This is a genomic window from Actinomycetospora sp. ABD4_176, assembly GCF_056311855.1.
In genome coordinates this window covers 1,471,820-1,493,167 of record NZ_CM149974.1, presented here as the reverse complement: position 1 = coordinate 1,493,167, position 21,348 = coordinate 1,471,820, and the positions used below count along the sequence as shown (strand labels likewise).

Below are 21,348 nucleotides of genomic sequence, written 5' to 3'. Positions count from 1 at the left end.
TGCGCTGCGCGCAGGTGAGCAGAGAGGAGTGCTCCGGCACCTACTTCTGCTCACCTGCCGCAGGCACCCGGAAGCGCCGCCGGTAGGCCAGCGGCGAGAGGCCGACGGTCTCGGCGAGGTGGGCCCGCAGCGACGCGGCGGTGCCCAGTCCGACGGCCGCGGCGACCCGGTCGACGGGCAGGTCGGTGCCCTCGAGCAGGCGTCGCGCGTGGGCGAGGCGCTGGGCGACCAGCCAGGCGTGCGGTGAGGTCCCGGTCTCGGCGCGGAAGCGGCGGGTGAAGGTGCGGAGGCTCATCGCCGCGTGCGCCGCGAGGGCGGCGACGTCGAGGTCCTCGTCGAGGTGCTCGAGCGCCCAGGCCCGCGCTCCGCCGGTGGTGCCGGTGGTGCCGGTGGACCCTCCGCCGGCGCGGGGGAGCGGGTGGTCGATGAACTGGGCCTGCCCGCCGTCGCGCCACGGCGACACCACGAGGTGGCGGGCGACGGCGTTGGCGACCTCCGCGCCCTGGTCGCCGCGCAGCACGTGCAGGCACAGGTCGAGGCCGGCGGCCAGGCCCGCCGAGGTGGCGACGTCGCCGTCGTCGACGAACAGCACGGACTCGTCGACCTCGAGGTCGGGGTGCAGGCGGCGCAGGTCGGCGGCGCGGGCCCAGTGGGTGGCGACGCGGCGCCCGGCGAGCCGTCCGGCCGCGGCGAGCACGAACGCGCCGGTGCAGATCGACATCCAGCGGGCGTGCGCGGGCACGGTCGCGAGCGCGGCGAGGAGCTCCGCGGGCAGCACGCCGTCGCGGCGGGCCGGGACGTAGTGGGTGCCGGGGACGACCACGGTGTCGGCGGCCGCGAGCGCCTCCGGACCGTGCTCGAGCAGCAGCGAGAATCCCGCGGTGGACGCGACCCGCTCCTCGAGGCCGCAGACCCGCACGTCGTAGAGCGGGCCGTCCGGTCCCTCCGCGGTCCCGAACACCTGCGGCGGGATCTGCAGGTCGAAGCCGACCACCGGGGGCAGGGCGAGGACGGCGACGACGTGCGGTCGACCGACAGCGGGCATGGCCGGATTCTTGCACGAGTTGGCGTTCCGGCCACTGGCTCGGCGTGTGCCCGTCGCGCAGGCTGTCCCCTCGTGACCGAGACGCGGCCCGACGCCCCGACACCGGGGCCGCCCCGCCTCCGCCGTTCGGCGTGGCCCTGGGCCGTCGCCGCGACCGCGTTCGTGACCCTGCTCGGCGCGTCGGGCTTCCGCTCCGCGCCCGGGGTGTTCGTCGAGCCGCTGCACGCCGAGTTCGGCTGGTCGACGGCGACGATCTCGTCGGCGGTGTCGCTGAACCTGCTGCTCTACGGCGTCGTGTCGCCGTTCGCCGCGGCGCTGATGGAGCGCTTCGGGATGCGGCGCGTCGTCGCGATCGCGCTCGTGCTCGTGGCCGCGGGCAGCGGGCTCACGGTGTTCATGGACGCCGCGTGGCAGCTGGTCCTGCTCTGGGGCGTGCTCGTCGGCGTCGGCACCGGGTCGATGGCGCTGGCGTTCGTCGCGACCGTGACCGGGCGGTGGTTCGTCGCGCGGCGAGGGCTCGTGTCCGGGGTGCTCACGGCCGCGCAGGCCGCCGGCGGGCTGGTGTTCCTGCCGCTCATGGCCCACCTCGCGGGCACGGTCGGCTGGCGGTCCGCGTCGCTCGTGGTCGCCGCGGGCGCGCTCGCCGTCGTCCCCCTGGTCGTGTTCCTGCTGCGCGACCGCCCCGCGGACGTCGGCACCGTCGCCCACGGCGCCGATCCCGACGACGAGCAGCCCGAGGAGGCCGTGGTCGGTGGCGCTGCCCGGCGCACCGTCACCGTCCTCGCCGACGCCGCCCGCACCGGCACGTTCTGGCTGCTCGCGGGCGGCTTCGCGATCTGCGGGGCGACCACCGTCGGCCTGCTGGGCACCCACTTCGTGCCCGCCGCCCACGACCACGGCATGCCGGCGACGACGGCGGCGGGCCTGCTCGCGGTGGTCGGCGTCTTCGACGTCGTCGGCACGATCGCGTCGGGCTGGTTCACCGACCGCGTCGACCCGCGCAAGCTCCTCGCCGTCTACTACCTGCTGCGCGGCGCTTCGCTGGCGGTCCTGCCGTTCCTGCTCGCGCCGAGCGCCGCGCCGCCGCTGTGGGCGTTCATCGTCTTCTACGGGCTGGACTGGGTCGCGACGGTGCCGCCGACCGTGGCGCTGTGCCGCGAGCGCTTCGGCGCCCGCGCCCCGATCGTGTTCGGCTGGGTCTTCGCCGCGCACCAGCTCGGCTCGGCGGTCGCCGCGGTCGGGGCGGGCCTGATCCGGGACGCCACCGGGGCCTACGACGGCGCGTGGTGGGCTGCGGGCGGCCTCTGCGTCGTGGCCGCCGGGCTCTCGCTCGCGATCTCCCGGCGGGCGGGGATAGCGTCGGTGCGGTGACGATCTCCGTGCAGCCCCCGGCCGGCGACCGCGACTGGGGCGGCCGGCTCCCGCGCAACGAGACGCTCGACCTCGACGACGACCAGCTCGCCGCCCGCGAGGAGATCCTCGAGCGCTCCGCGCGCTGGGCCGAGCGCTCGGGGTTCGCGCCGACCGACGACGCGGGCGGTCTCATCGGCCCCTTCAACGCGTTCGCGCTGCGGCCCGCGCCCGGGCGGGCGTTCAACCGCTGGGTGCAGACCGACCAGCGGGGCTCGTCGCTCCCGGCGCCGATCCGCGAGGTCGTCATCCTCACCGTCGGGGTCGCCTGGCAGGCCGACTACGAGGTCTACGCCCACGTCGCGGTGGCCCGGACCGTGGGGCTCTCCGAGACCGTCATCGCGGGGCTGCGCGCCGGGGACACCGACGGCTTCGCGCCCGACGAGCTCGCCGCCCACCGCTTCGCCGACGAGCTCGTGCGCACCCACCGCGTCACCGACGCGACCTACGCCGCCGCCGTCGAGGCGTTCGGCCGCGACGGGGTGCTCGACCTGGTCCACCTCGTCGGCATGTACCTCGCGACCTCGGCGCTGCTCAACGCCTTCGAGGTCCCGGCGCCGCCGATCCCGGAGCCGGCCCCGGAGTCGATCCCGGACCCCTAGCCTCTCGGCCATGGCGGCGCGCCCGAGCTGGGAGCTGAGCTCGGTGCGCAACGCCGCGCGCCTGCTCAAGGAGTTCTCGGTGGCCGACCGGGAGCTGGGGGTCGCCGAGCTCGCCCGCCGCCTCGGCCTGGGCACGAGCACCGTGCACCGCCTGCTCGCGACCCTCGCCGACGAGCGCCTGCTCGAGCGCGGTCCGACCGGTACTTACCGGCTCGGGCTGGCGGTGCACGAGCTCGGGGCGTCGGTCGCGCCGCACGTCGGGCTGCACGAGGCGGCGATGCCGGCGATGGCGGGCCTGCGCCACGCCACCGGCGAGACCGTGCAGCTCGCGGTGCTCGACGGCCTGCACTCGGTGTACGTCGAGCGCCTCGAGAGCCCGCACACCGTGCGCATCTTCGCCCGCGTCGGGACGCGCCTGCCGGCGACGACGACGAGCACGGGGAAGGTCCTTCTCGCGGCCCTGCCGCCCGCGGACCTCGACGCCCGCCTCGCCGGCTGGGTCCCCGAGCGCCCCACCCCGCACTCGATCGCCGACGCCGCGACGCTGCGCCGGCGCCTGCGCGAGATCGCCGCGCGCGGCTGGGCGGACAACCGCGAGGAGAGCCGCCTGGGTGTCGTGTCGGTGGGCGCGGTGATCCGCGACGGCGCGGGGGCGCCGGTGGCCGCGGTCAGCGTCGCCGTGCCCGTGGACCGGGCCGCCGCCGCGACGATGCGCCGCTACACGACGCTCGTGACCGACACCGCCGACGTCATCACCCGGCGGCTCGCCGCTGGAGCAGGAGGCTCGTGAAGGCGACGAGCCCGAGCAGCGCGACGATGCCGGCGAAGACGACGCCCGCGGTCACCAGCCCGAACGCCGCGGCCGCGACGCCCTCGCCGATCACCGGCAGCGAGATGCCGACGTAGAGCACGAGGAAGAAGCTCGACGCGACCTCGCTGCGCCGCTCCGGGGGGCTGCCGGCGTTCACCGCACCCAGCCCGGCGCGGAAGCTCATGCCCTGCCCGACGCCCGCGACCGCGGCCCCGGCCACGAGCAGCGCGAGCGAGGCCAGCGCGAGCGCGGACCCGACACCGGCGACGCCGACCACGAGCGCGGCGCAGCCGACGAGCAGCGCCGGGCGCTCCGGCATCCGCGACGACGCGAGCTGCCCGACCGTCGACGCCCCGAGCAGCGTGAACACGACGAGCCCGGTGACGAGGTGGTCGCGCACGCCGAGGACCTGGCCGAGGAACGACGGCGAGACCGCGGTGAACAGGCCGAGCACCGCGAACCCGGCGAACCCGGCGATGGCCGCGCGGACGAACACCCCGCGGACCTCGGGCGGCACCGAGACCCGCTGCGGGCGCCAGCTGACCGGGCCCTCCGAGCGCTCCGTCGGCTCCACCACCGCCCACAGGAACGCCCCGACCACCAGGACCATGACGATGTGCACCGCGTACGGGAGGAACAGGGGCGCGGGCAGGTACTCGGCGAGGGCGCCGGCGACGACGGGGCCCAGGCCCAGCCCGAGCATGTTCACGCACGCGGCGAGCAGGCTGTAGCGGCTCTGCCGGCCCTCCGGCGCCAGGTCGACGAGGGCGGCCGTGGCCGTGCCGGTGAAGATGCCGGCCGAGAGCCCGGAGAGCAGGCGCCCGGCGAAGAGCGCCGGGAGGTCGTCGACGAGGAACACGGCGCTCGAGACCGCGGCCAGCGCGAGGCCCGGCAGCAGCACCGCGCGGCGTCCGAGCTGGTCGGACAGGCGCCCGAAGAACAGCAGGGCCAGCGTCACGCCCACGGCGTAGGTCGCGAAGACGAGGGTCACCATGACCCCGCCGAACCCCAGTTCCTGCTCGTAGATCGGGTAGAGCGGCGTCGGCAGCGTCGCGCCGAGCATGGTGACCAGGAACGCGAGGGCGACGACCACCGCGGCGGCGGGGCCCCGCAGTCCCCGGGTGGGGCGGGTGGTCTCGGTCGACGAGCTGATGGTGGTCCTCCGTCCGGTGGTGCGCGATCGCACGCCGGGCGGCGTTCCCCGGTCGCGCCGGCCCCATACCGGCGCGGTCGGGGGTGTGACCGACTAGCGTCCCGGGATCGGCCTGCCGGAGAACAGGTACTTCTGGGCCAGGGCCACCGGGTCGTAGGCGGCCGGTGCCGCCTCCTCGGGCGCGGCGGTCACCGTCACCGGTCGGGTCTGCACGATGCAGACCGGGTCGCCCGCCCGCCGGTGCCGGCTGATGACCCACTCGACGTCCACCGGGTGGCCGTAGTGGTCCTCGATGGCCCGGACCGCGGCGCAGATCGCGCCGACCTGCTCGTCGTCGAGCACGCGGCGGTCCGCCAGCTTGGCCGGCATGTCGATCTCGGTGACGGCGCCGACCGCGAAGTCGAACGCCGACACGACCCGCTTGTGCGCGACGTCGTACTTGAGGACCCGGCCGTCGGCCTTGCCGATCTCGACGTGGTCGGGGTCGACGAGGCCCTGCACGATCGCCTCGCCCCAGCCCCAGCTGGTCTCGACGACGATCCGGTCGGCCTTGCCGGTGACCGGGTGGACCGAGAACGCCACGCCCGAGCTGCGGGCGTGGATGAGCTCGATGACCCCGACGGCGATCGGCATCGCGTGGTGGCTGATGCCCCGGCGCAGCCGGTAGGCGAGCGCCCGGCCGGTGAACAGCGAGCCCCAGCAGTTGCGGACCGCGTCGAGCACACGCTCGATGCCCGAGACCCCGAGGTAGGTGTCGAAGATGCCGGCGAACGAGGCGTCGGCGGCGTCCTCGCCGGTGGCCGACGAGCGCACCGCGACCGGCACGTTGACGTCGACGGCGCGCAGGCACAGCTCCTCGTAGGCCTCGGTGAGCCGCGCGGTGAGGTGCTCGCCGACGGGGGTGTCGCGGAACATCGCGCGGATCTCCGCGGAGGCCTCCTCGACCTGCGCCTCGGACGGCTGCGACCCGAGGCGGTCGATCACCGCGTCGATCCGCGCGTCGAGCCCCGACTCGCGGCAGTGCCGGGCGTAGGCGTCGACGGTGACGGCGAAGCCCCGGGGGACCTCGACGCCCGAGCGCAGGAGCTCGGCGAGCCGCCCCATCTTCGAACCGCCCGCCGCGATCGCGCGCTGCGGGTCGACCTCGTCGATCCAGACGACGGCGTCGCAGCTGTGGACCGTGGGGTCCGGCGTCTCGGCGGCCATGCGTACCTCCGGGGCGGCGGTCACCCGGCGACTCCCGCGGGGGCGTCGGCGACGGTGTCCGGGGTGGTGGGGACCTTGCTCAGGATCGTGACGGTGCCGTTCGTGCCGTCGACCTCGATCTCGTCGCCGTCGGAGATCGACAGCGTCGCGACGCCGACCGCGGTCACCGTCGGGACGCCGTACTCGCGCCCGACGATCGCCGCGTGGGACAGCATGCCGCCTCCGTCGCACACAGCGCCCGCGATCTTGCCGAAGGCCGGCGTCCAGTTCGGCGAGGTCGACTCGCAGACGAGGATCGAGCCGGGCTCCAGGCGGTGCAGCTCGTCGGACGACTGGAGCACGCGGGCGATGCCCCGCGCGGTGCCCTTCGCGGCGGCGACGCCCGACATCGCCGTCTGGTGCGCGGCGTCCGGGTTCTGCACCGCCCTGATCGACGCCGGGTTCAGCCCGAAGATCTCGATGAGGACCGGGTCCTCGACCGACTCGGGGATGGTCCCGAGCACCTTCGGCATCTCACCGCGCCGGGCGTGCCAGTGGTCGAAGTACTGGCGGCGGTCGGCGACGAGGCTGCGCAGCTCGCCCGCGTACGGACGCCGCCCGCTCGCGACGTCCTGCAGCTCGGGCCAGAACAGGTAGAGCATGTCGTCCTGGTGGTCGGCGCCCTCGCGCCGCGCCAGCTCCTGGCATCCCCAGCGCAGCGGCAGCATGACCTTGAGGTCGATGTAGTAGTTGTGGTCGTCCTGCCACCACGGGAAGTTCGCGGCCTGGTTGGACGCGAGGCCGGCGTCGAAGACGGCCTGTTCCTCGCGGGTCAGCCCGGCGCGGGCGTTGTCGATGGCCTCGTCGCGCTCGGCGCGCGCGTTGCGGGCGGCCGCCTCGAAGTCGTGCTCGTCGTCCTTCTTGAGGAACGTCTTGACCAGTCCCAGCGGGATCGTGTTGTCCTCGATCCAACTCGGCACGCCGACGTCGCAGGTGGCCTCGGCGCGCCAGCCGTAGATCTGCAGGAAGTCGTCGAACTCGGTCAGCCAGACCGACGCGGCGCCGCCCCGGCGGCCCAGCGCCTCGCGCAGCTGGTGCGGCTCGTTCTCCTCGAAGACCGACGCGAGGCCGACCTGGCGGGCCTTGAGGGCGAGCTTGTAGAGCTCGCGGTCGGTCTCCATGATCTTGGTGTCCTCGCCCTGGAGGAACTTGCCGATCTCGGCCGGGTTGATCCCCATGTCGGCGCAGGCCCCGTAGAAGCCGAGGAAGTTGGCGAGCATGGGGTACATGACGCCGAAGTGGATCTCCATCGCGCGCTTGTGGTAGCGCCGGGCCTGGGTGAGCAGGTCGGTGAGGTCCGGCGTGCCCGCGAGGTCGACGCCGCGGAAGTACTGCCAGGTGGCCTCGAGCTCGTCGCGGCCGGCCTCCCAGATCGGGCGGTAGTTCGCCAGGAAGTGGGGGAGGTTGGTCGCGACGCGGTTGGCGCGGGCCCCGATCTCGCGGGGGTCGGTCTCGGGCAGCGCGCATCCGTAGAGGTGCGTGCCGGCGAAGCGGGCGGTGATCCCGCGGCCCGGCGGGAGGGGCAGCGCCTCGGCGGCGTGCTGGGTGCCCCAGCAGTAGCCGTCCGCGCTCCACAGCGTCGCCGCGAGCGGGGTGAGGCCGCGCGACCAGTGGAAGTCGAGGAACCAGAAGCCCTGCTCGTCCTCGGGCTTGAAGGGGCTGGCCGCGTCCACGATGTACGGGGCGGCGAAGTGCTCGGGCCGGTAGCCCGGGTACCACTCGCCCGTGGCGAACTCGTCCACCGGCACCACGTTGGCCATCTGATCCTCCTCGACGATGAGCGCCCGATCACCGTTCATCGCCGCGGCGCTGTGAGGCAAGCAACACGTTCCGCCACCGCGAACGTTGCCCGCCGCCGAACGGTCCCCTGGTGTGCCACTCGTGGACCCCTAGGGTCACGCGGCGTGGGAGACCGTGCGGGCGAGCCCCTCGCCGTCGTCGTCGGGGCCACCGGCGCGCTGGGCGGGGCGATCGTGCGCCGCCTGCGGGACCGCGGCCTGCCGGTGCTCGCCGTCGCCCGCTCCGCGGGGGCGGTCGCGGCGCTGGGCGTCGACGACGAGGGCGTGGTCCCGTGCGCGGCGGACATCGGCGACGACGCCGCGGGCCCGGTGCTCGCCGACGCCGTGGCGGCGCGCGGGCTGCCGGTGCGGATGGTCGTGCAGGCCGCCGGACTGCCGGCGCTGGGCGGCCTCGACACCGTGGCGCCGGCGGCGATGGGCGCGGCGGTCGCGCTCAAGGTCGGCGGCCTGCTGCGCCTGGTCCGGGCCGCCGAGCCGTGGCTGGGGGAGGGCTCGCGGATCGTCGCCCTCGGCGGGCACTACGGCGCCGAGCCCTCGCCGCACGTGCCGGGGGCGGGCGTCACCAACGCGGCGCTCGCGAACCTGGTCCGCCAGCTCGCCGACGCGTACGGCCCCCGGGGGATCACCGCGCACCTCGTCGCCCCCGGGCCCGCCGACACCGAGCGCCTGCGCCGGCTCTCGACCGCGCAGGCCGAGGTCCGGGGCGTCGACGTCGAGGCGGTCCTCGCCGAGCGGCGCGCCGAGTCCCCGCTGGGCGCGCTCGTCACCCCCGAGCAGGTCGCGTGGGCCGTCGCGACCCTCCTCGACCCCGAGGCCGCGGCCCTCACCGGCTCCACCCTCGCCCTCGACATGGGGGCGCGCCGGGGCCTGTGAGCCCCGTGTCACCCCGGCGCGACCGCCGCCACCGCCTCGACGACGGCGGGTCCGTGGCCCAGCACGGCGTCGTTGTGGTCGGCGCCCGGCACGGCGACGACCCGCCCACCGGCCGCCGCGGCCACCGCCCGGCTCTGGGCCGGCGGGATGGTGCGGTCGGCCTCGCCGAGGACCACCACGGTCGCCACGCGGGTGTCCGCCACGGTCTCGACGACGGGGAAGCGGTCGGTCAGCAGGGCGCGGACCGGCAGGAACGGGTAGGCGAGCTCGCCGACGGCGGCGAGGTCGACGAACGGCGAGCGCAGCACCATCCCGGCGGGTGGCGCCTCCGTCGCGAGCCGGGCGGCCACCGCCGACCCGAGGCTCTCGCCGAGGTAGACCAGCCGGTCCGGGGCGACGCCGCGCCCGCCGACGAGGTGCTCGCGGGCCGCGCGGGCGTCGGCGAGCAGCCCGGCCTCGCTCGGGTGCCCCGGGTTGCCGCCGAAGCCCCGGTAGTCGAACAGGAGGACGTCGAACCCGCGCGCGGTGAGGGCGGCGGCGAGGGGCGCGCGCAGCGACCGGTCGCCGGCGTTGCCGTTCGCCACCAGCACCGTGACGTCCCGGCGCTCCCCGCGCGCCGGGGCGAACCACGCACCGAGGCGCAGCCCGTCGGCGGTGGTGAGCACGACGTCCTCGCCCTGCGAGAGCGCCGTCCCCGCCGGGGGCACCGGCCCCGACGACGGGAGGTAGACCAGCTCGCGCTGGAACCACCACAGCCCGCCGACCAGCACGAGCGCCGCGACGAGCAGCACCGCGACGACCGTCAGCAACCCGCGCACCCCCACCCCACCTCCCGGTGTCCGGACCTGTCTGCCCGATTCGTACCGTCTCCGGCACCGGGCAGGACGAGAGGTCGGAGGTGCTCGTGGACGTCGCGATCGTCGCCGAGGAGGCCGCGGGGACGCGCGCGCTGCAGCGCGTCGCGCGCAGCGACCACCGTCCCGTCGTCGTGCTCACCGCGAGCAGCCCCGACGACGCCGGCTCGGTGGCCGCGGCGGCCGCCGGGCTCGGCGTGCCGACCCTGCCCGCCGACCGCGTCCGCGATCCCGCCCTGGCCGACGACCTGCGCGCCCGCGGCGTCGACGTGCTGCTCAACGTCCACTCGCTGCACCTCGTCCGCCCGGAGGTCCTCGACGCGCCGCGGGTCGGCGCGTTCAACCTCCACCCCGGACCCCTGCCCGAGTGCGCGGGCCTCAACGCCCCGAGCTGGGCGATCGCACGGGGTCACGCGGAGCACGGGGTGACGCTGCACTGGATGGAGGCCGGGATCGACACCGGCGACGTCGTCGACCAGGTCCGCTTCCCGATCACCCCCGACGACACGGGGCTCACGGTGTCGGTGCGCTGCATCAGCCACGGGCAGGAGCTCGTCGACCGGCTGCTCGCCCACCTCGACGCGGGCGCCGTGCCCCGCCATCCCCAGGACCGCGGCGCCCGGCGGTACTTCGGCCGCGGGGTCCCGCACGAGGGCCGGGTCCCCTGGTCGGGGCCGGCCCACGAGGTCCTCGCTTTCCTGCGGGCCTGCGACTACGGGCCCTACCCCTCGCCCTGGGGCGTGCCGCGGACCTCGCGGAACGGTGCCGGGGAGATCGGGCTCGTGCGCGCCGCGGCCACCGGGCGGTCCTCCGCGGACCGCACGCCCGGCGAGGTCGACCGCGACGACGAGGGCCCGGTCGTCGCCACCGCCGACACCTGGATCCGCCCGCGCCGGGTCGTCGTCGACGGCCGGGGCGCCGAGCCGGCCGAGGTGCTGGCCGCGGGGGACCGGCTCACCTAGATCACCTGCAGGCCGAGCGCGCGGCAGACGTCGGCGGCCTGCTCGGTCGAGACGATCGCGCCGCGCAGTAGCGCCGGCGTGTCCGGGGTGATCTCGCCGAGGTCGGCCCCGCGCAGGTCGGCACCGGCCAGCCGGGCGTGGGTGAGGTCGGTGCCGCGCAGCGCGCAGTCGGTGAGCACGGCGTCGCGCAGGTCGGCGCCGGACAGGTCGGCGTCGGAGAGGTCGACGCGCTCGAGGCGCCAGCCCCGCAGCGCGGCGTCGGCGAGGCGGGCCAGGGCGAGCGAGCAGCCGTCGACGGTGAAGGTGACCGCGAGGCTGCGCATCCCGGTGAGGTCGGCGCCGATCATGCGGCAGTCGCGGAACGCGGTGTCGGTGAGGCGGGCGCCGACGAGGCGCGCGCGGGAGAGGTCGACGCCGGTGAGCACGGCGTCGGTGAGGTCGGCGTCGGTGAGGTCCGCGCCGGCCAGCGAGCCGCCCTCGACCGCGAGGCCGTCGAGCACGGCACCGCGCAGCCTCGTGGCGGCCAGGTCGCACCGGTCGAGCACCGCGCCCGTGAGGTCGACGCCGGAGAGGTCCAGCTCGGCGAGCCGGCAGCGTCGCAGCACCCACGGCCCGCCGCGACCCAGGACGTCGCGGACCTCCTCGGCGTCGGCGTCGGTGAGGTCGGCGTCGCGGACCTCGGAGCCGTGCTGCAGGGCGTCGGTCACGCCCGGCAGTGTCCTCGGCGGCGTCCTCAGCCCGGGATGGGCGCGCCCGAGGGCATCCCGGCGGCGACGAACTCCTGGTAGATCGCCTCCCACGCCGGCGTCCGCCCGCCGGACGGGGCCACCGGGCTACCGGCGACCGCCGCGTCGAGGGCGTCGAGGCAGAGCTCCCAGCCGGCCGCGTTGCGGGCCGCGGCGGGCTTGTCGTCGATGAGGTGGGTGAACGCCAGGCGGCTGCGCCCGCCGGCGAGCGCGTCGACCTCGAACCACAGCTCGTCGCCGCCCCAGGAGAACGCGACGAGCCGCGGGGGCTCGTGGGCCAGGACGGTGCCGGTGCCGCCGTCGCCGGGGCTCTCGAAGGTGTAGGTGACGGTGGCGCCGGGCGTCCAGGACTCCGCGGCGACGCCCGCGGGGAACCAGTGGGCGAGCTCGGCGGGGTCGGTGAGCAGCGCGAACACGCGCTCCGGGGCGTGGTCGTACTCGCGGACGAAGCGCAGCGCGGGGCGTCCGTCGATCTCGAGGTAGGTGCCGGTCCTGGTCACGGTGGGTCCTTCCGGGGGTGGTCGGCTGTCTCGTCGAGGCGCCGCTCGAGGGCGTCGAGGCTCGCGGACCACAGCCGCCGGTACGGGGCGAGCCAGGCGTCGAGGGCGGCGAGCGGGGCCGGGTCGATCTCGTAGACCCGCCGCTGGGCCTCGGGCCGCGCGCGCACCAGCCCCGCCTCGCGGAGCACCCGCAGGTGCTTGGACGTGCTGGGCTGGCTCAGCGCGAGGGCGTCGACGAGCTCGCCGACCGCGCGGGGACGCTCGCGCAGCAGCCCGAGCATCGCCCGCCGGTGCGGGTCGGCGAGCGCCGTCCACGTCCCGGTGTCCGGTGCGGTGGTCACGTCGTCAAGCATGCCTTACGAGACATATTCTGCGCAAGGCATACAGGGCTGAGGTAGGCGTCGACGAATGGCGAACGGGGAGTTCGCGCGCATAGAAGCAGCGAACAGCGCGTTCGCTGCTACCCCGGGGCCCGCGCCGCGATCTCGTCCCGTCGCGCGCCGGACGCCGGGAGGCCGCCGATCGCCCAGTCGTCCGGCGGCACCTGGATGACCCGCCCGCGCACCCGCGACCGCTCGACGCCGAGGATCTCGACGAGCAGGTCGGTGAGCTCGGCGAGCAGGCGGTGCCGCTGCTCGGTCGGGCGGCCCTCGAGCACGACCGCGGTGAAGTACGGCGCGGGCGCGGTGCCGGTCTCCCCGCCGACCACCACCTGCCCGCGGGCGTGCGGCGTCGCGAACGCCCGGATGCGCTCCGGCGGCGACCCGAGCACCTCGGCGTAGCGGCGGCTCGCCTCGCGCAGCAGGCGCGTCACGTCCCCGGGGTCGTGGTCGCCGTCGACGAGGTGGACCTCGAGGACGGGCACGTCAGCCCTGCTCCCGCTCGCGGGCGAGGTCGAGGGCGACGTCGATGATCATGTCCTCCTGGCCGCCGACGAGGCCGAGCTCGCCGCACCGTCGCAGGATGTCGGGCACCGGGACCTTGTAGCGCTCGCCGGCGTGCTCGGCGTGGAGCAGGAAGCTCGAGTAGACACCGGCCCAGCCCTGGGTGATGGCGTTGCGGTCCATCTTCGGCCAGCGGTGCAGGTAGGGGCGCACGACGTCCTCGGCGGCGTCGAGCAGGGCGGTGACGTCGAGCCCGGTGTCGATGCCCATGCGGTCGAAGACGGCGGCGAGCACCTCGGTGGGGGAGTTGCCCGACCCGGCGCCCAGCGCGCAGAGCGAGCCGTCGATCTGCTTGACCCCGACCTCCGCGGCGATCACCGAGTTGGCGACGCCGAGCGAGAGGTTCTGGTGGCCGTGGTAGCCGACCCACGCCTCGGCCGTGTCCCCCGAGCCGACCTCGGCGAGCAGGGCCTCGAACCGGGCGCGGGCGTCGTGCATGAGCAGCGCGCCCGCCGAGTCGGTGACGTACGGGCACTGGCAGCCGGCGTCGACCATGATCCGCGCCTGCTTGGCCAGGTCCTCGGGCGAGGTGCGGTGGGCCATCATGAGGAACCCGACGGTCTCCATGCCCAGGTCGCGGGCCACTCCGAAGTGCTGCGGGGAGACATCGGCCTCGGTGCAGTGGGTGGCGACCCGCACGACGTCGGCGCCGGCGTCGCGGGCGCGGCGCAGGTCGTCGACGGTCCCGATCCCGGGCACGAGCAGCACCGCGATGCGGGCCTGCTTCGCCTCCTCGCGGGCGGCGGCGATGAGCTCGAGCTCGTTCGTGTGCGAGAAGCCGTAGTTGAAGCTGGAGCCGCCCAGCCCGTCGCCGTGGGTCACCTCGATGACCTCGACGCCGGCGCGGTCGAGCGCGCGCACGGTGTCGCGCACCTGCTCGGCGGTGAACTGGTGGGCCTGCGCGTGGCTGCCGTCGCGCAGCGTCGTGTCCGTGATGCGGACGTCGTGGCGAATCTCCGGCAGGCTCATGCCGCCACCTCCGTCATGTCCGTGGCGACCAGCTCGCCGACCCGCGCGGCGGCGGCGGTCATGATGTCGAGGTTGCCGGCGTACTCGGGCAGGTAGTCGCCGTTGCCCTTGACCTCGAGGAACACCGCGACCCGGCCGCGGCCTCCCCACTTCTCCGAGGGCGGGTCGAACTGCGGCTCGGCGCGCAGCGTGTAGCCGGGCACGTACTGCGCGACGCGGGCGACCATGTCGTGCACCGACGCGGCGACGGCGTCGTTGTCGGCGTCGGGCGGCAGCGAGCAGAACACCGTGTCCCGCATGATCATCGGCGGCTCGACGGGGTTGAGGATGATGATCGCCTTGCCCCGCTGCGCGCCCCCGACCTCCTCGACGGCGCGGGCCGTGGTCTGGGTGAACTCGTCGATGTTGGCCCGCGTCCCGGGACCCGCCGAGCGCGACGCGGTCGACGCGACGATCTCCGCGTAGGCCACCGGCGCGACCCGCGAGACCGCGGCGACGATCGGGATGGTCGCCTGGCCGCCGCAGGTGATCATGTTGACGTTCGGGGCGTCGAGGTGCTCGGGCATGTTGACCGGCGGGCAGACCATCGGCCCGAGGTGTGCCGGCGTCAGGTCGATCGCGCGGATGCCCGCCTGCTCGTAGCGCGGCGCGTTGGCCGCGTGCGCCTTCGCCGACGTGGCCTCGAAGACGATCCGGGGCAGCGGGTCCTGGCGCAGCAGCCAGTCGACGCCCTCGGCCGACGCGGGGACCCCCATGGCCCGCGCCCGGTCCAGCCCCTCGGACTCGACCACCCCGACCATCGCGGTGACCTCGATCCGCGCGCTGCGCGCGAGCTTGGCCAGCAGGTCGGTGCCGATGTTGCCCGGCCCGACGATCGCGGCCGGGACCTTCGCAGGCGCAGTCATGACCGCAGCGTGCACCGGTCACGCCCGGCGGGGAACCGCGACGTTCCGCCGACCGGCACGGGTCAGCGCAGTTGTCGGGCGGCCCGGCCGGCGGCCTCGACGACCTCCTCGGCGCAGCGCGCCAGCACCGCCCGGGTGAACAGCGACGAGGGCCCGGCGACCGACAGCCCGCCGACGGGGCGACCGTCGGCGTCGACCACCGCCGCCGCGACCGAGGTCCGCCCGGCCTGGAAGGTCGAGGACACGACGTAGCCCGCCCGCCGCGCGGCGTCCAGCTCGTCGTGCAGCGCCGCGCGGTCGGGCGGGGCGACCTGCTCGTCGCGGCACAGGCGCCCGATGCGCTCGTCGACCTCCGCGGCCGTCAGCCGGGACAGCGCCGCCTTGCCGCACCCGCCACGCCAGGCGGGCGCCCGCAGGCCGACCCGGTTGTCCATCGGCGCGCGCACCGGGCCGGCCTCGCGGTGCAGGTAGACGGTCCAGCCCCCGACGAGCTGCGCGACGTGGACCTCCTGCCCGGCCGCCCGGCACAGGCCACCGAGCCCGCCCTCGACGGCCGCGACGAGCCCGGTGCGCTCGATGATCTGGCCGGCGAGGCCCACGAGCAGCGGACCCAGCCGCCAGCCGCGCCGGGGCACGGTCTCGAGCAGGCCCTCGGCGGCCAGCGTGCCGGCCAGGACGTGGACGGTGCTGCGCGGGATGCCGGTCCGCTCGGCGAGGGCGCGGGTGGACAGGACGTCGGTGGTCGGGCCGAAGGCGCGCAGCAGCACCGCGGACTTGCTCACCGCGGCCACCGTCACCCGATCGAGTCTGGGGCGGCCCGGATGGCGGTGTCCAGCACCGCGCTGTCCAGTCCAGCGGGACAGCGGCCTGGGAGGCCGGTCGCGGTCTGCCTAGCGTTCCGGTCATGGCCCGTGTGTTCCACGTCACCGCCGGGAGTGGCCGGTCGGCCGCGCGGCGGGCGCCGCGCCACGAGCCCGCACCCGCGCCCGCGGGCCCCTCGGGCCGCGGGGGGATCGTCGCCGGCTACCTCGCGCCGCACCCGCCGCACCTCGTGTACGCCGAGAACCCGCCGCAGAACGAGCCGCGCTCGACCGGCGGGTGGGAGGTGCTGCGCTGGGGATACGAGGAGCTGCGCCGCCGCCTGCGCGCCCACGCGCCGGACGTGCTCGTGGTGCACGCGCCGCACTGGATCACGATGGTCGGCCACCACGTCAACTGCGTGCCGAACCCCCGCGGCGTCTCCGTCGAGCCGATCTTCCCGCACCTGTTCCGCTACCACTACGACTTCCGCACCGACGTCGACCTCGCCGAGGCGATCGTCGACGAGGGTGCGCGCGCCGGGCTGGTCACCAGCGCCCTGCGCGAGGAGGGCGTCCGCGTCGACTACGCGACGATCGGGGCGCTGCACCTGGCCAACCCCGACTGGGACCTGCCGGTCGTGTCGCTCTCGGCCAACAACAACCCGTACTACTACTCCGACGCCTCGCTGGCCGAGATGGAGACGCTCGGCGCCGCGACCCGCCGGGCGATCGAGCGCACGGGCCGGCGGGCGGTGCTGCTCGCGTCGAACTCGCTGTCCCACCTGCACTGGGACACCGAGCCCGAGCTCCCCGAGGACATGGGCGTCGAGCGCCCCTTCAGCCACGCCCAGTACGCGGGCGACATGGCGCTGCTGCAGACGATCCGCGAGGGCCCGACCTCACGGCTCGAGGAAGCGGTGCCCGCGCACATCGAGGCCACGTCGTCCGAGACGAAGGCGGGCAGCCTGACCTGGCTGCTCGCCGCGATGGGCTGGCCCGCGATCGCCGGCGACGTGCTCGCCTACGGCACGGTCATCGCGACGGGCAACGCGGTCGTGGAGTGGGTCCCGTGAGCCCGGCACCCCCGGCGGCGCTCGTCCCGACCATGCCCCACCTGCTCGCCGGCGACCCCGCCCCGAGTTGGGCCGAGCTCGCCGCCGCGACCCGGACCGTCGGCGACCGCCTGCGCGCCGCCCGGGTCGACACGGTGCTGCTGCTCTCGACCCAGTGGTTCACCGTGCTCGGGCACCAGGTGCAGTGCGACGAGCGGCTGCGCGGGCGGCGCACCGACGAGAACTGGTACGCCTACGACTACGGCCACCTCGACCACGACCTGGCCGTCGACGTCGAGCTCGCCCACGCCTGGGCCGACGCGATCGACGGCGCCGGGCTGCAGGCCCGGCGCACGCGCTACGACGGCTTCCCGGTCGACACCGGCAGCGTCGTCGCCTCCCGGCTGCTGGACCCCGACGGGCGGGGCCGGTGGGCGCAGGTGTCGTGCAACCTCTACGCCGACCCCGGGGTGATGGCCGAGGTCGCCGCGGCCGGGGTGCGCGCGGCGGCGGGCCTGGGGCGCCGGCCCGGCGTGGTCGCGGTGAGCGGGTTGTCGTCGGGGCTCACGCCCCGCTGGATCCGGCCGGCGGAGGACCGGGTGGAGCCCGAGCACGACCGGTGGAACCGGAAGGTCCTCGACGCGATCGCCGCGGGCGACCGGGACGCGGTGCTCGGGGTGCGCGAGGAGTTCGCCGCCGTGGCGCAGGCGGACAGCCAGTTCCGGGCCGTCGCGTTCCTCGCCGGCGGCGGCGCGGTGGACCGGCCCGGCGAGGTCCTCGCCTACGGGCCGGTGTGGGGCACGGGTGCGGCGGTCGTCTGGTGGGACGGACAGGAGACGTGATGGCACGGGCAGTGGGGTTCATCGAGGCCGAGGGGTTCGTGCCGGTCTTCGACGCGGTCGACGCGATGGTCAAGGCGACCGAGGTGGAGGTCCGTGGCGCGGTCCGCCTCGGCGGCGGGCTCGTCGCCGTCGCCGTCACGGGCGACCTCGCGACGGTCGAGGAGGCCGTGGAGGTCGGCGAGGAGGTGGCGCGGGCCGTGTCCGGCCGCGCCGTGAAGTCGATCGTGTTCGCGAGCCCGTGCGTCCCGGTCCAGGCGCTGGCTGGCGACCTGTCGATGGTGGGGAGCTGACCGACGTGGCCGAACGGGGTGCAGGTGCCATCGGGATCCTCGAGACGCGCGGCGTGGTCGCGCTGTCGGCGGGGATCGAGGCGATGATGAAGACCGCCGACGTCGAGACCATCACCGTCGAGCGGGTCAGCAGCGGCTACCTCGCCGCCGCCGTGCGCGGCTCGCTGGCCGCGGTCCGGCAGGCCGTCAACGCCGGGTCGGCGGCGGTCGAGCAGTACGGCGAGCTGCGGGCGGCGCAGGTCTACCCGAAGCCGCACGGCGTCTCGGTGGGGCTGCTGGAGAACGGCAGCTCCGAGCGGCTCGCGCGGGCGATCGCGTCCGGGGCGGAGCGGTGATCCTCGGCGAGGTCGTCGGGCGCGTCTGGTCCGAGCGCGAGGTCGACGGGCTCGGCGGGGCGCGGATGGTGGTGGTGCGCGAGCCCGGCTCCGGGGCGCAGCGGGTGGCGGTCGACCTGCTCGACGCGGGCACGGGCACGACCGTGCTCGTCGCGACCGACGAGGCCGCGGCGGCGGTGACCGGCCGCAGCTGCGTCGACGCGGCGGTGGTCGCGCTGGTCGCCGGGTGGGAGGCCCCGTGAGCGCCTGGATCGTCGGGCTGGCCGACCCGGCGGCCGCGGACGTCGCCACCGTCGGGGGAAAGGGCGCCGGGCTGCACCGGCTCGTGGCCCTGGGCGCGCGGGTCCCGGCCGGGTTCGTCGTCACGACCGACGCCTTCCGGGCGGCCCTCGACACGGCCGCCGCCGCCCAGGTGGAGGCCCCGCTGCGGGCCCTGGGCCCCGACGCCCCGATCGACGCCGTGGAGCGGGCGGCGGCGCAGGCCCGGGCGCGCCTGCTGCGCACGGCCGCGGCCGGGCCCGTGCTCGCGGCGGTGCGCGCGGCCTACGACGGGCTCGCGGGCGGCATCGCGCGCGTCGCGGTGCGCTCGTCCGCGGTCGGCGAGGACGCCGCGGGCGCCTCGTTCGCCGGCGAGCACGACACGTTCCTCGAGATCCGGGGCCGGGACGCGGTCGCCGACGCCGTCTGCCGGTGCTGGGCGAGCCTCTACACCGCGCGGGCGGTGTCGTACCGCGAGCACGCGGGGGCCGGTCCGGCCGGGGCGATGGCGGTCGTGGTGCAGGAGATGGTCCCGGCGCGCGCGGCCGGGGTGTTCATGACCCTCAACCCCGCGAACGGCGACCGCTCGACCGTGGTCTGCGAGGCGGTGTGGGGCCTGGGCGAGCCGCTGGTCTCCGGCGCCGTCACCCCCGACCGGTTCGTCGTCGACAAGGTCAGCGGCGAGGTCGTGCGCCGCGAGATCGCCGACAAGCCGCGCCGGCTGGTGCGCGGCGAGGTCCCCGGGACGGCCGAGGTCGACGTCCCCGCCGAGCACCGCGGGCAGCCGTGCCTCGACGACGCCGAGCTCGCCGAGCTGCTCGACCTCGCCCGCCGCGTCGAGCGCGACGCGGGCGTGCCGCAGGACGGCGAGTTCGCGGTGGCCGAGCCCGGTGGTCCGGCCCGCGTCCACCTGCTCCAGACCCGCCCGGAGACGGTCTGGAGCACCCGTGCCCCCCGCGCTGCCACCGATGGCGGGAGCGGGCGCACCGCGCTCTCGGCGGTGCTGGCCACGCTCACCCGCGGCGCCGCGTCACCTCCGACGGCGACCGCACGCTCCACGCCCGAAGGGACGCCCGACCATGGCGGCTGACCGTTTTCCGAGCCCGTTCGACATCGAGACCCCGCCCGGCGCGGAGGGCTGGGAGTCGATGTACGACTGGTACCACCTGTTCGGCCCGGAGCGCCGTGAGCTGGACGAGGGCCGGTTCTGGTTCGCCGACCGCCTGCACCACCCCGACGTGCTCCACCCCTACGACGAGATCCAGTGCGAGTGCTGGTGGCAGGCCCTCGGCGCCTTCAACACCCGGATCTTCGCGATGCCGCCGGCGTTCGGCGTCGACCAGCGGATCGTCAACGGCCGGCTCTACGTGACGCCGGTGGCCGCGCCGCCCGAGGACGTCGCGGCCCGCGCCGAGGAGTTCGGGCGCCGCGCCGGGCACTACTACGAGCGCTGGGACGCGATCTACGCGGAGTGGAAGGAGAAGGTCACCGCGAAGCTCGCCGAGATCCGGGCGCTGCGGTTCGAGCCGCTGCCCGACCTGGAGCCCGCGAGCACCGTGTTCGACCACGTCGGCCACTCGGCGGGGTTCCGGATGATCCGGGACTTCGACCGCCTCGTGCTGACGATGTACGAGACCTACCAGTACCACTTCGAGCTGCTCAACATCGGCTACGCGGCCTACCTGACGTTCTTCGCGATGTGCCGCCAGGCGTTCCCGGACATCTCCGACCAGTCGATCTCGCGGATGGTCGGCGGCCTGCGGGTCGAGCTCTACCGGCCCGACGACGAGCTCAAGCGCCTGGCCAAGGAGGCCCAGCGCCTGGGCCTGGCCGAGCGCCTGGCCGGCGCCGAGGACGCCGCGACGCTCTTCGCCTCGCTGCGGACCGAGGCCGCGGGCGCCGAGTGGGTCGCCGACTGGGAGCGCACCGCCGACCCGTGGTTCCTCATCAACACCGACCCGGGCCACCCCGGCGGCTACCACACCTACCCGACCTGGGCCGACCAGCCGGACATCCCGCTGGCCTCGGTGCGCGAGTACCTGCGCCGGCTCGAGGCCGGGGAGGCGATCGACCGGCCGACCGACGAGGTGCTCGCCGAGCGCGACCGGATCACCGCCGGCTACCGCGAGCTGCTCGCCGACGACGACCGCGCCACCTTCGACGAGACGGTCGGGCTCGCCCGCCAGGTGTTCGCGTTCATCGAGGAGCACGTGCTCTACATCGAGCACTGGATGTGGGCGACGTTCTGGGCCAAGTCGCACGAGCTCTCGCGGGCGCTGGCGGCGATGGGCGAGGTCGACGAGCCCGAGGACATGTTCTTCCTGCGCCGCTACGAGGTCGCCGAGGCGATCTACGACTGCGTCGCGGCCTGGTCGGTCGGGTCCCGCCCGCGCGGCGCGGACCACCTGCGCCCGCTGATCGCCCGCCGCCGCGAGATCTACACCGCGCTGCGCGCGTGGGAGCCGCCGCCGGCGCTCGGCCCGCCGCCGACCCAGATCGACGAGCCGTTCACGGTGATGCTCTGGGGGATCACCACGGCGTCGGTGTCCGAGTGGCTGCGCGCCGACGGCGACGACGGCACCCTGCGCGGCACGGCCGGCTCGCCCGGCGTCGTCGAGGGGCCGGTGCGGGTGGTCACGCACCCCTCCGAGCTCCCGGACGTGCAGCCCGGCGACGTCCTGGTCTGCCCGGCCACGTCGCCCGCGTGGGCGCCGGTGTTCGCGCGGATCGCGGCCACCGTCTCCGACGTCGGCGGGATCATGAGCCACACCGCGATCGTGTGCCGGGAGTACGGCATGCCGGCGGTGGTCGGCACCGGCAACGCCGTCGCCACCCTGCGCACCGGGCAGCGGGTCCGGGTGGACGGGGACACCGGTGTGGTGACCGTCCTGTGACGGTGGGGCCGTCCTGCGCTCCCCGCCCGGCCGGGCGGGGAGCGGAACCGGCGCCGCTC

General features: G+C 75.7%; 24 protein-coding genes. 12 read left to right on the top strand and 12 right to left on the bottom strand.

From position 1 onward, the window contains the following. Positions 1 to 40 precede the first annotated feature (40 nt). A complete protein-coding gene (locus ACYX4T_RS07305; protein ID WP_476013889.1) occupies positions 41 to 1,045 on the bottom strand; it encodes a GlxA family transcriptional regulator in 1,005 nt (334 codons plus the stop codon). Between the two features lie 72 nt (positions 1,046 to 1,117). On the opposite strand from ACYX4T_RS07305, the gene ACYX4T_RS07300 reads away from it, so the two are divergent. From ACYX4T_RS07300 to ACYX4T_RS07290, 3 genes are read left to right on the top strand one after another with little or no spacing between them, the layout of a single operon-like run. Beyond that, on the top strand, positions 1,118 to 2,416 hold the full coding sequence (locus ACYX4T_RS07300; protein WP_476013888.1) for an MFS transporter: 1,299 nt from the start codon (positions 1,118 to 1,120) through the stop codon (positions 2,414 to 2,416). After that, complete coding sequence (locus ACYX4T_RS07295) at positions 2,413 to 3,057, top strand: carboxymuconolactone decarboxylase family protein (RefSeq protein WP_476013887.1); 645 nt, start codon at positions 2,413 to 2,415, stop codon at positions 3,055 to 3,057. Before ACYX4T_RS07300 ends, ACYX4T_RS07295 begins: the two co-directional genes overlap by 4 nt. Before the next feature lie 10 nt (positions 3,058 to 3,067). After that, entirely contained in the window at positions 3,068 to 3,847 is a 780-nt protein-coding gene (locus ACYX4T_RS07290) for an IclR family transcriptional regulator (protein ID WP_476013886.1), read from the top strand. Here ACYX4T_RS07290 and ACYX4T_RS07285 read toward each other — a convergent pair. Genes ACYX4T_RS07285 through ACYX4T_RS07275 form a run of 3 tightly spaced genes read right to left on the bottom strand, consistent with a single transcriptional unit; the run spans position 3,810 to position 8,026 of the window. Then, positions 3,810 to 5,054: an MFS transporter gene (locus ACYX4T_RS07285; RefSeq protein WP_476013885.1), complete on the bottom strand. Its 1,245-nt coding sequence runs from the start codon at positions 5,052 to 5,054 to the stop codon at positions 3,810 to 3,812. The genes ACYX4T_RS07290 and ACYX4T_RS07285 overlap by 38 nt on opposite strands. Positions 5,055 to 5,114: 60 nt before the next feature. Further along, on the bottom strand, positions 5,115 to 6,251 hold the full coding sequence (locus tag ACYX4T_RS07280) for a PEP/pyruvate-binding domain-containing protein (RefSeq protein ID WP_476013884.1): 1,137 nt from the start codon (positions 6,249 to 6,251) through the stop codon (positions 5,115 to 5,117). Beyond that, on the bottom strand, positions 6,248 to 8,026 hold the full coding sequence (locus ACYX4T_RS07275; RefSeq protein WP_476013883.1) for a PEP-utilizing enzyme: 1,779 nt from the start codon (positions 8,024 to 8,026) through the stop codon (positions 6,248 to 6,250). The genes ACYX4T_RS07280 and ACYX4T_RS07275 overlap by 4 nt, the downstream gene beginning before the upstream one ends. 144 nt (positions 8,027 to 8,170) lie before the next feature. On the opposite strand from ACYX4T_RS07275, the gene ACYX4T_RS07270 reads away from it, so the two are divergent. Then, positions 8,171 to 8,938 carry an SDR family oxidoreductase gene (locus ACYX4T_RS07270; RefSeq protein WP_476013882.1) on the top strand — a complete coding sequence of 256 codons (768 nt, stop codon included), beginning with the start codon at positions 8,171 to 8,173 and terminating at the stop codon, positions 8,936 to 8,938. An 8-nt stretch (positions 8,939 to 8,946) separates the two neighbouring features. Here the strand turns inward: ACYX4T_RS07270 and ACYX4T_RS07265 are convergent, their stop codons facing one another. Next, positions 8,947 to 9,756: an alpha/beta hydrolase gene (locus tag ACYX4T_RS07265; RefSeq protein ID WP_476013881.1), complete on the bottom strand. Its 810-nt coding sequence runs from the start codon at positions 9,754 to 9,756 to the stop codon at positions 8,947 to 8,949. Positions 9,757 to 9,842: 86 nt separating this feature from the next. Between ACYX4T_RS07265 and ACYX4T_RS07260 the strand changes: the two genes are divergently transcribed. Further along, positions 9,843 to 10,754 (top strand): methionyl-tRNA formyltransferase, encoded by a 912-nt coding sequence (locus ACYX4T_RS07260; protein WP_476013880.1) that lies wholly within the window; start codon positions 9,843 to 9,845, stop codon positions 10,752 to 10,754. Here ACYX4T_RS07260 and ACYX4T_RS07255 read toward each other — a convergent pair. The 7 genes from ACYX4T_RS07255 to ACYX4T_RS07225 all read right to left on the bottom strand — a co-directional run bounded on the left by ACYX4T_RS07255 (position 10,751) and on the right by ACYX4T_RS07225 (position 15,600). Further along, on the bottom strand, positions 10,751 to 11,461 hold the full coding sequence (locus ACYX4T_RS07255) for a pentapeptide repeat-containing protein (RefSeq protein ID WP_476013879.1): 711 nt from the start codon (positions 11,459 to 11,461) through the stop codon (positions 10,751 to 10,753). The genes ACYX4T_RS07260 and ACYX4T_RS07255 overlap by 4 nt on opposite strands. A 26-nt stretch (positions 11,462 to 11,487) precedes the next feature. Next, a complete protein-coding gene (locus tag ACYX4T_RS07250) occupies positions 11,488 to 12,000 on the bottom strand; it encodes an SRPBCC family protein (RefSeq protein WP_476013878.1) in 513 nt (170 codons plus the stop codon). Next, positions 11,997 to 12,341 carry an ArsR/SmtB family transcription factor gene (locus ACYX4T_RS07245; protein ID WP_476013877.1) on the bottom strand — a complete coding sequence of 115 codons (345 nt, stop codon included), beginning with the start codon at positions 12,339 to 12,341 and terminating at the stop codon, positions 11,997 to 11,999. The genes ACYX4T_RS07250 and ACYX4T_RS07245 overlap by 4 nt, the downstream gene beginning before the upstream one ends. Before the next feature lie 119 nt (positions 12,342 to 12,460). Further along, positions 12,461 to 12,865, bottom strand: a complete 405-nt coding sequence (locus tag ACYX4T_RS07240; RefSeq protein WP_476013876.1) for a tautomerase family protein — start codon at positions 12,863 to 12,865, stop codon at positions 12,461 to 12,463. A 1-nt stretch (position 12,866) separates the two neighbouring features. Beyond that, positions 12,867 to 13,913 (bottom strand): 4-hydroxy-2-oxovalerate aldolase, encoded by a 1,047-nt coding sequence (gene dmpG / locus ACYX4T_RS07235; RefSeq protein WP_476013875.1) that lies wholly within the window; start codon positions 13,911 to 13,913, stop codon positions 12,867 to 12,869. Then, the gene (locus ACYX4T_RS07230; protein WP_476013874.1) at positions 13,910 to 14,818 is read right to left on the bottom strand and encodes an acetaldehyde dehydrogenase (acetylating); all 909 of its coding nucleotides are present in this window, start codon (positions 14,816 to 14,818) and stop codon (positions 13,910 to 13,912) included. Before ACYX4T_RS07230 ends, dmpG begins: the two co-directional genes overlap by 4 nt. A gap of 62 nt (positions 14,819 to 14,880) precedes the next feature. Further along, positions 14,881 to 15,600 carry an IclR family transcriptional regulator gene (locus ACYX4T_RS07225; protein ID WP_476013873.1) on the bottom strand — a complete coding sequence of 240 codons (720 nt, stop codon included), beginning with the start codon at positions 15,598 to 15,600 and terminating at the stop codon, positions 14,881 to 14,883. A gap of 122 nt (positions 15,601 to 15,722) precedes the next feature. Here ACYX4T_RS07225 and ACYX4T_RS07220 point away from each other — a divergent pair, with 122 nt between their 5' ends. From ACYX4T_RS07220 to ACYX4T_RS07190, 7 genes are read left to right on the top strand one after another with little or no spacing between them, the layout of a single operon-like run. Continuing rightward, complete coding sequence (locus ACYX4T_RS07220; RefSeq protein ID WP_476013872.1) at positions 15,723 to 16,691, top strand: DODA-type extradiol aromatic ring-opening family dioxygenase; 969 nt, start codon at positions 15,723 to 15,725, stop codon at positions 16,689 to 16,691. Next, on the top strand, positions 16,688 to 17,512 hold the full coding sequence (locus tag ACYX4T_RS07215; protein WP_476013871.1) for a class III extradiol ring-cleavage dioxygenase family protein: 825 nt from the start codon (positions 16,688 to 16,690) through the stop codon (positions 17,510 to 17,512). The genes ACYX4T_RS07220 and ACYX4T_RS07215 overlap by 4 nt, the downstream gene beginning before the upstream one ends. After that, the gene (locus ACYX4T_RS07210) at positions 17,512 to 17,802 is read left to right on the top strand and encodes a BMC domain-containing protein (RefSeq protein WP_274230963.1); all 291 of its coding nucleotides are present in this window, start codon (positions 17,512 to 17,514) and stop codon (positions 17,800 to 17,802) included. Before ACYX4T_RS07215 ends, ACYX4T_RS07210 begins: the two co-directional genes overlap by 1 nt. Positions 17,803 to 17,807: 5 nt before the next feature. Further along, positions 17,808 to 18,137 carry a BMC domain-containing protein gene (locus ACYX4T_RS07205; protein WP_476013870.1) on the top strand — a complete coding sequence of 110 codons (330 nt, stop codon included), beginning with the start codon at positions 17,808 to 17,810 and terminating at the stop codon, positions 18,135 to 18,137. Further along, the gene (locus ACYX4T_RS07200; protein WP_476013869.1) at positions 18,134 to 18,379 is read left to right on the top strand and encodes a EutN/CcmL family microcompartment protein; all 246 of its coding nucleotides are present in this window, start codon (positions 18,134 to 18,136) and stop codon (positions 18,377 to 18,379) included. Before ACYX4T_RS07205 ends, ACYX4T_RS07200 begins: the two co-directional genes overlap by 4 nt. After that, a complete protein-coding gene (locus tag ACYX4T_RS07195) occupies positions 18,376 to 19,485 on the top strand; it encodes a PEP/pyruvate-binding domain-containing protein (RefSeq protein ID WP_476013868.1) in 1,110 nt (369 codons plus the stop codon). The genes ACYX4T_RS07200 and ACYX4T_RS07195 overlap by 4 nt, the downstream gene beginning before the upstream one ends. Then, a complete protein-coding gene (locus ACYX4T_RS07190) occupies positions 19,475 to 21,289 on the top strand; it encodes a PEP-utilizing enzyme (RefSeq protein WP_476013867.1) in 1,815 nt (604 codons plus the stop codon). The genes ACYX4T_RS07195 and ACYX4T_RS07190 overlap by 11 nt, the downstream gene beginning before the upstream one ends. Positions 21,290 to 21,348: the final 59 nt, after the last annotated feature.

What these genes read in the sequence shown, in the direction of transcription:
- ACYX4T_RS07290 (WP_476013886.1), top strand. Translation starts at nt 3,068, where the DNA reads ATGGCGGCGCGCCCGAGCTGGGAGCTGAGCTCGGTGCGCAACGCCGCG.
- ACYX4T_RS07220 (WP_476013872.1), top strand. Translation starts at nt 15,723, where the DNA reads ATGGCCCGTGTGTTCCACGTCACCGCCGGGAGTGGCCGGTCGGCCGCG.
- ACYX4T_RS07210 (WP_274230963.1), top strand. Translation starts at nt 17,512, where the DNA reads ATGGCACGGGCAGTGGGGTTCATCGAGGCCGAGGGGTTCGTGCCGGTC.
- ACYX4T_RS07190 (WP_476013867.1), top strand. Translation starts at nt 19,475, where the DNA reads ATGGCGGCTGACCGTTTTCCGAGCCCGTTCGACATCGAGACCCCGCCC.
- ACYX4T_RS07305 (WP_476013889.1), bottom strand. Translation starts at nt 1,045, where the DNA reads ATGCCCGCTGTCGGTCGACCGCACGTCGTCGCCGTCCTCGCCCTGCCC.
- ACYX4T_RS07230 (WP_476013874.1), bottom strand. Translation starts at nt 14,818, where the DNA reads ATGACTGCGCCTGCGAAGGTCCCGGCCGCGATCGTCGGGCCGGGCAAC.
- ACYX4T_RS07275 (WP_476013883.1), bottom strand. Translation starts at nt 8,026, where the DNA reads ATGGCCAACGTGGTGCCGGTGGACGAGTTCGCCACGGGCGAGTGGTAC.
- dmpG (WP_476013875.1), bottom strand. Translation starts at nt 13,913, where the DNA reads ATGAGCCTGCCGGAGATTCGCCACGACGTCCGCATCACGGACACGACG.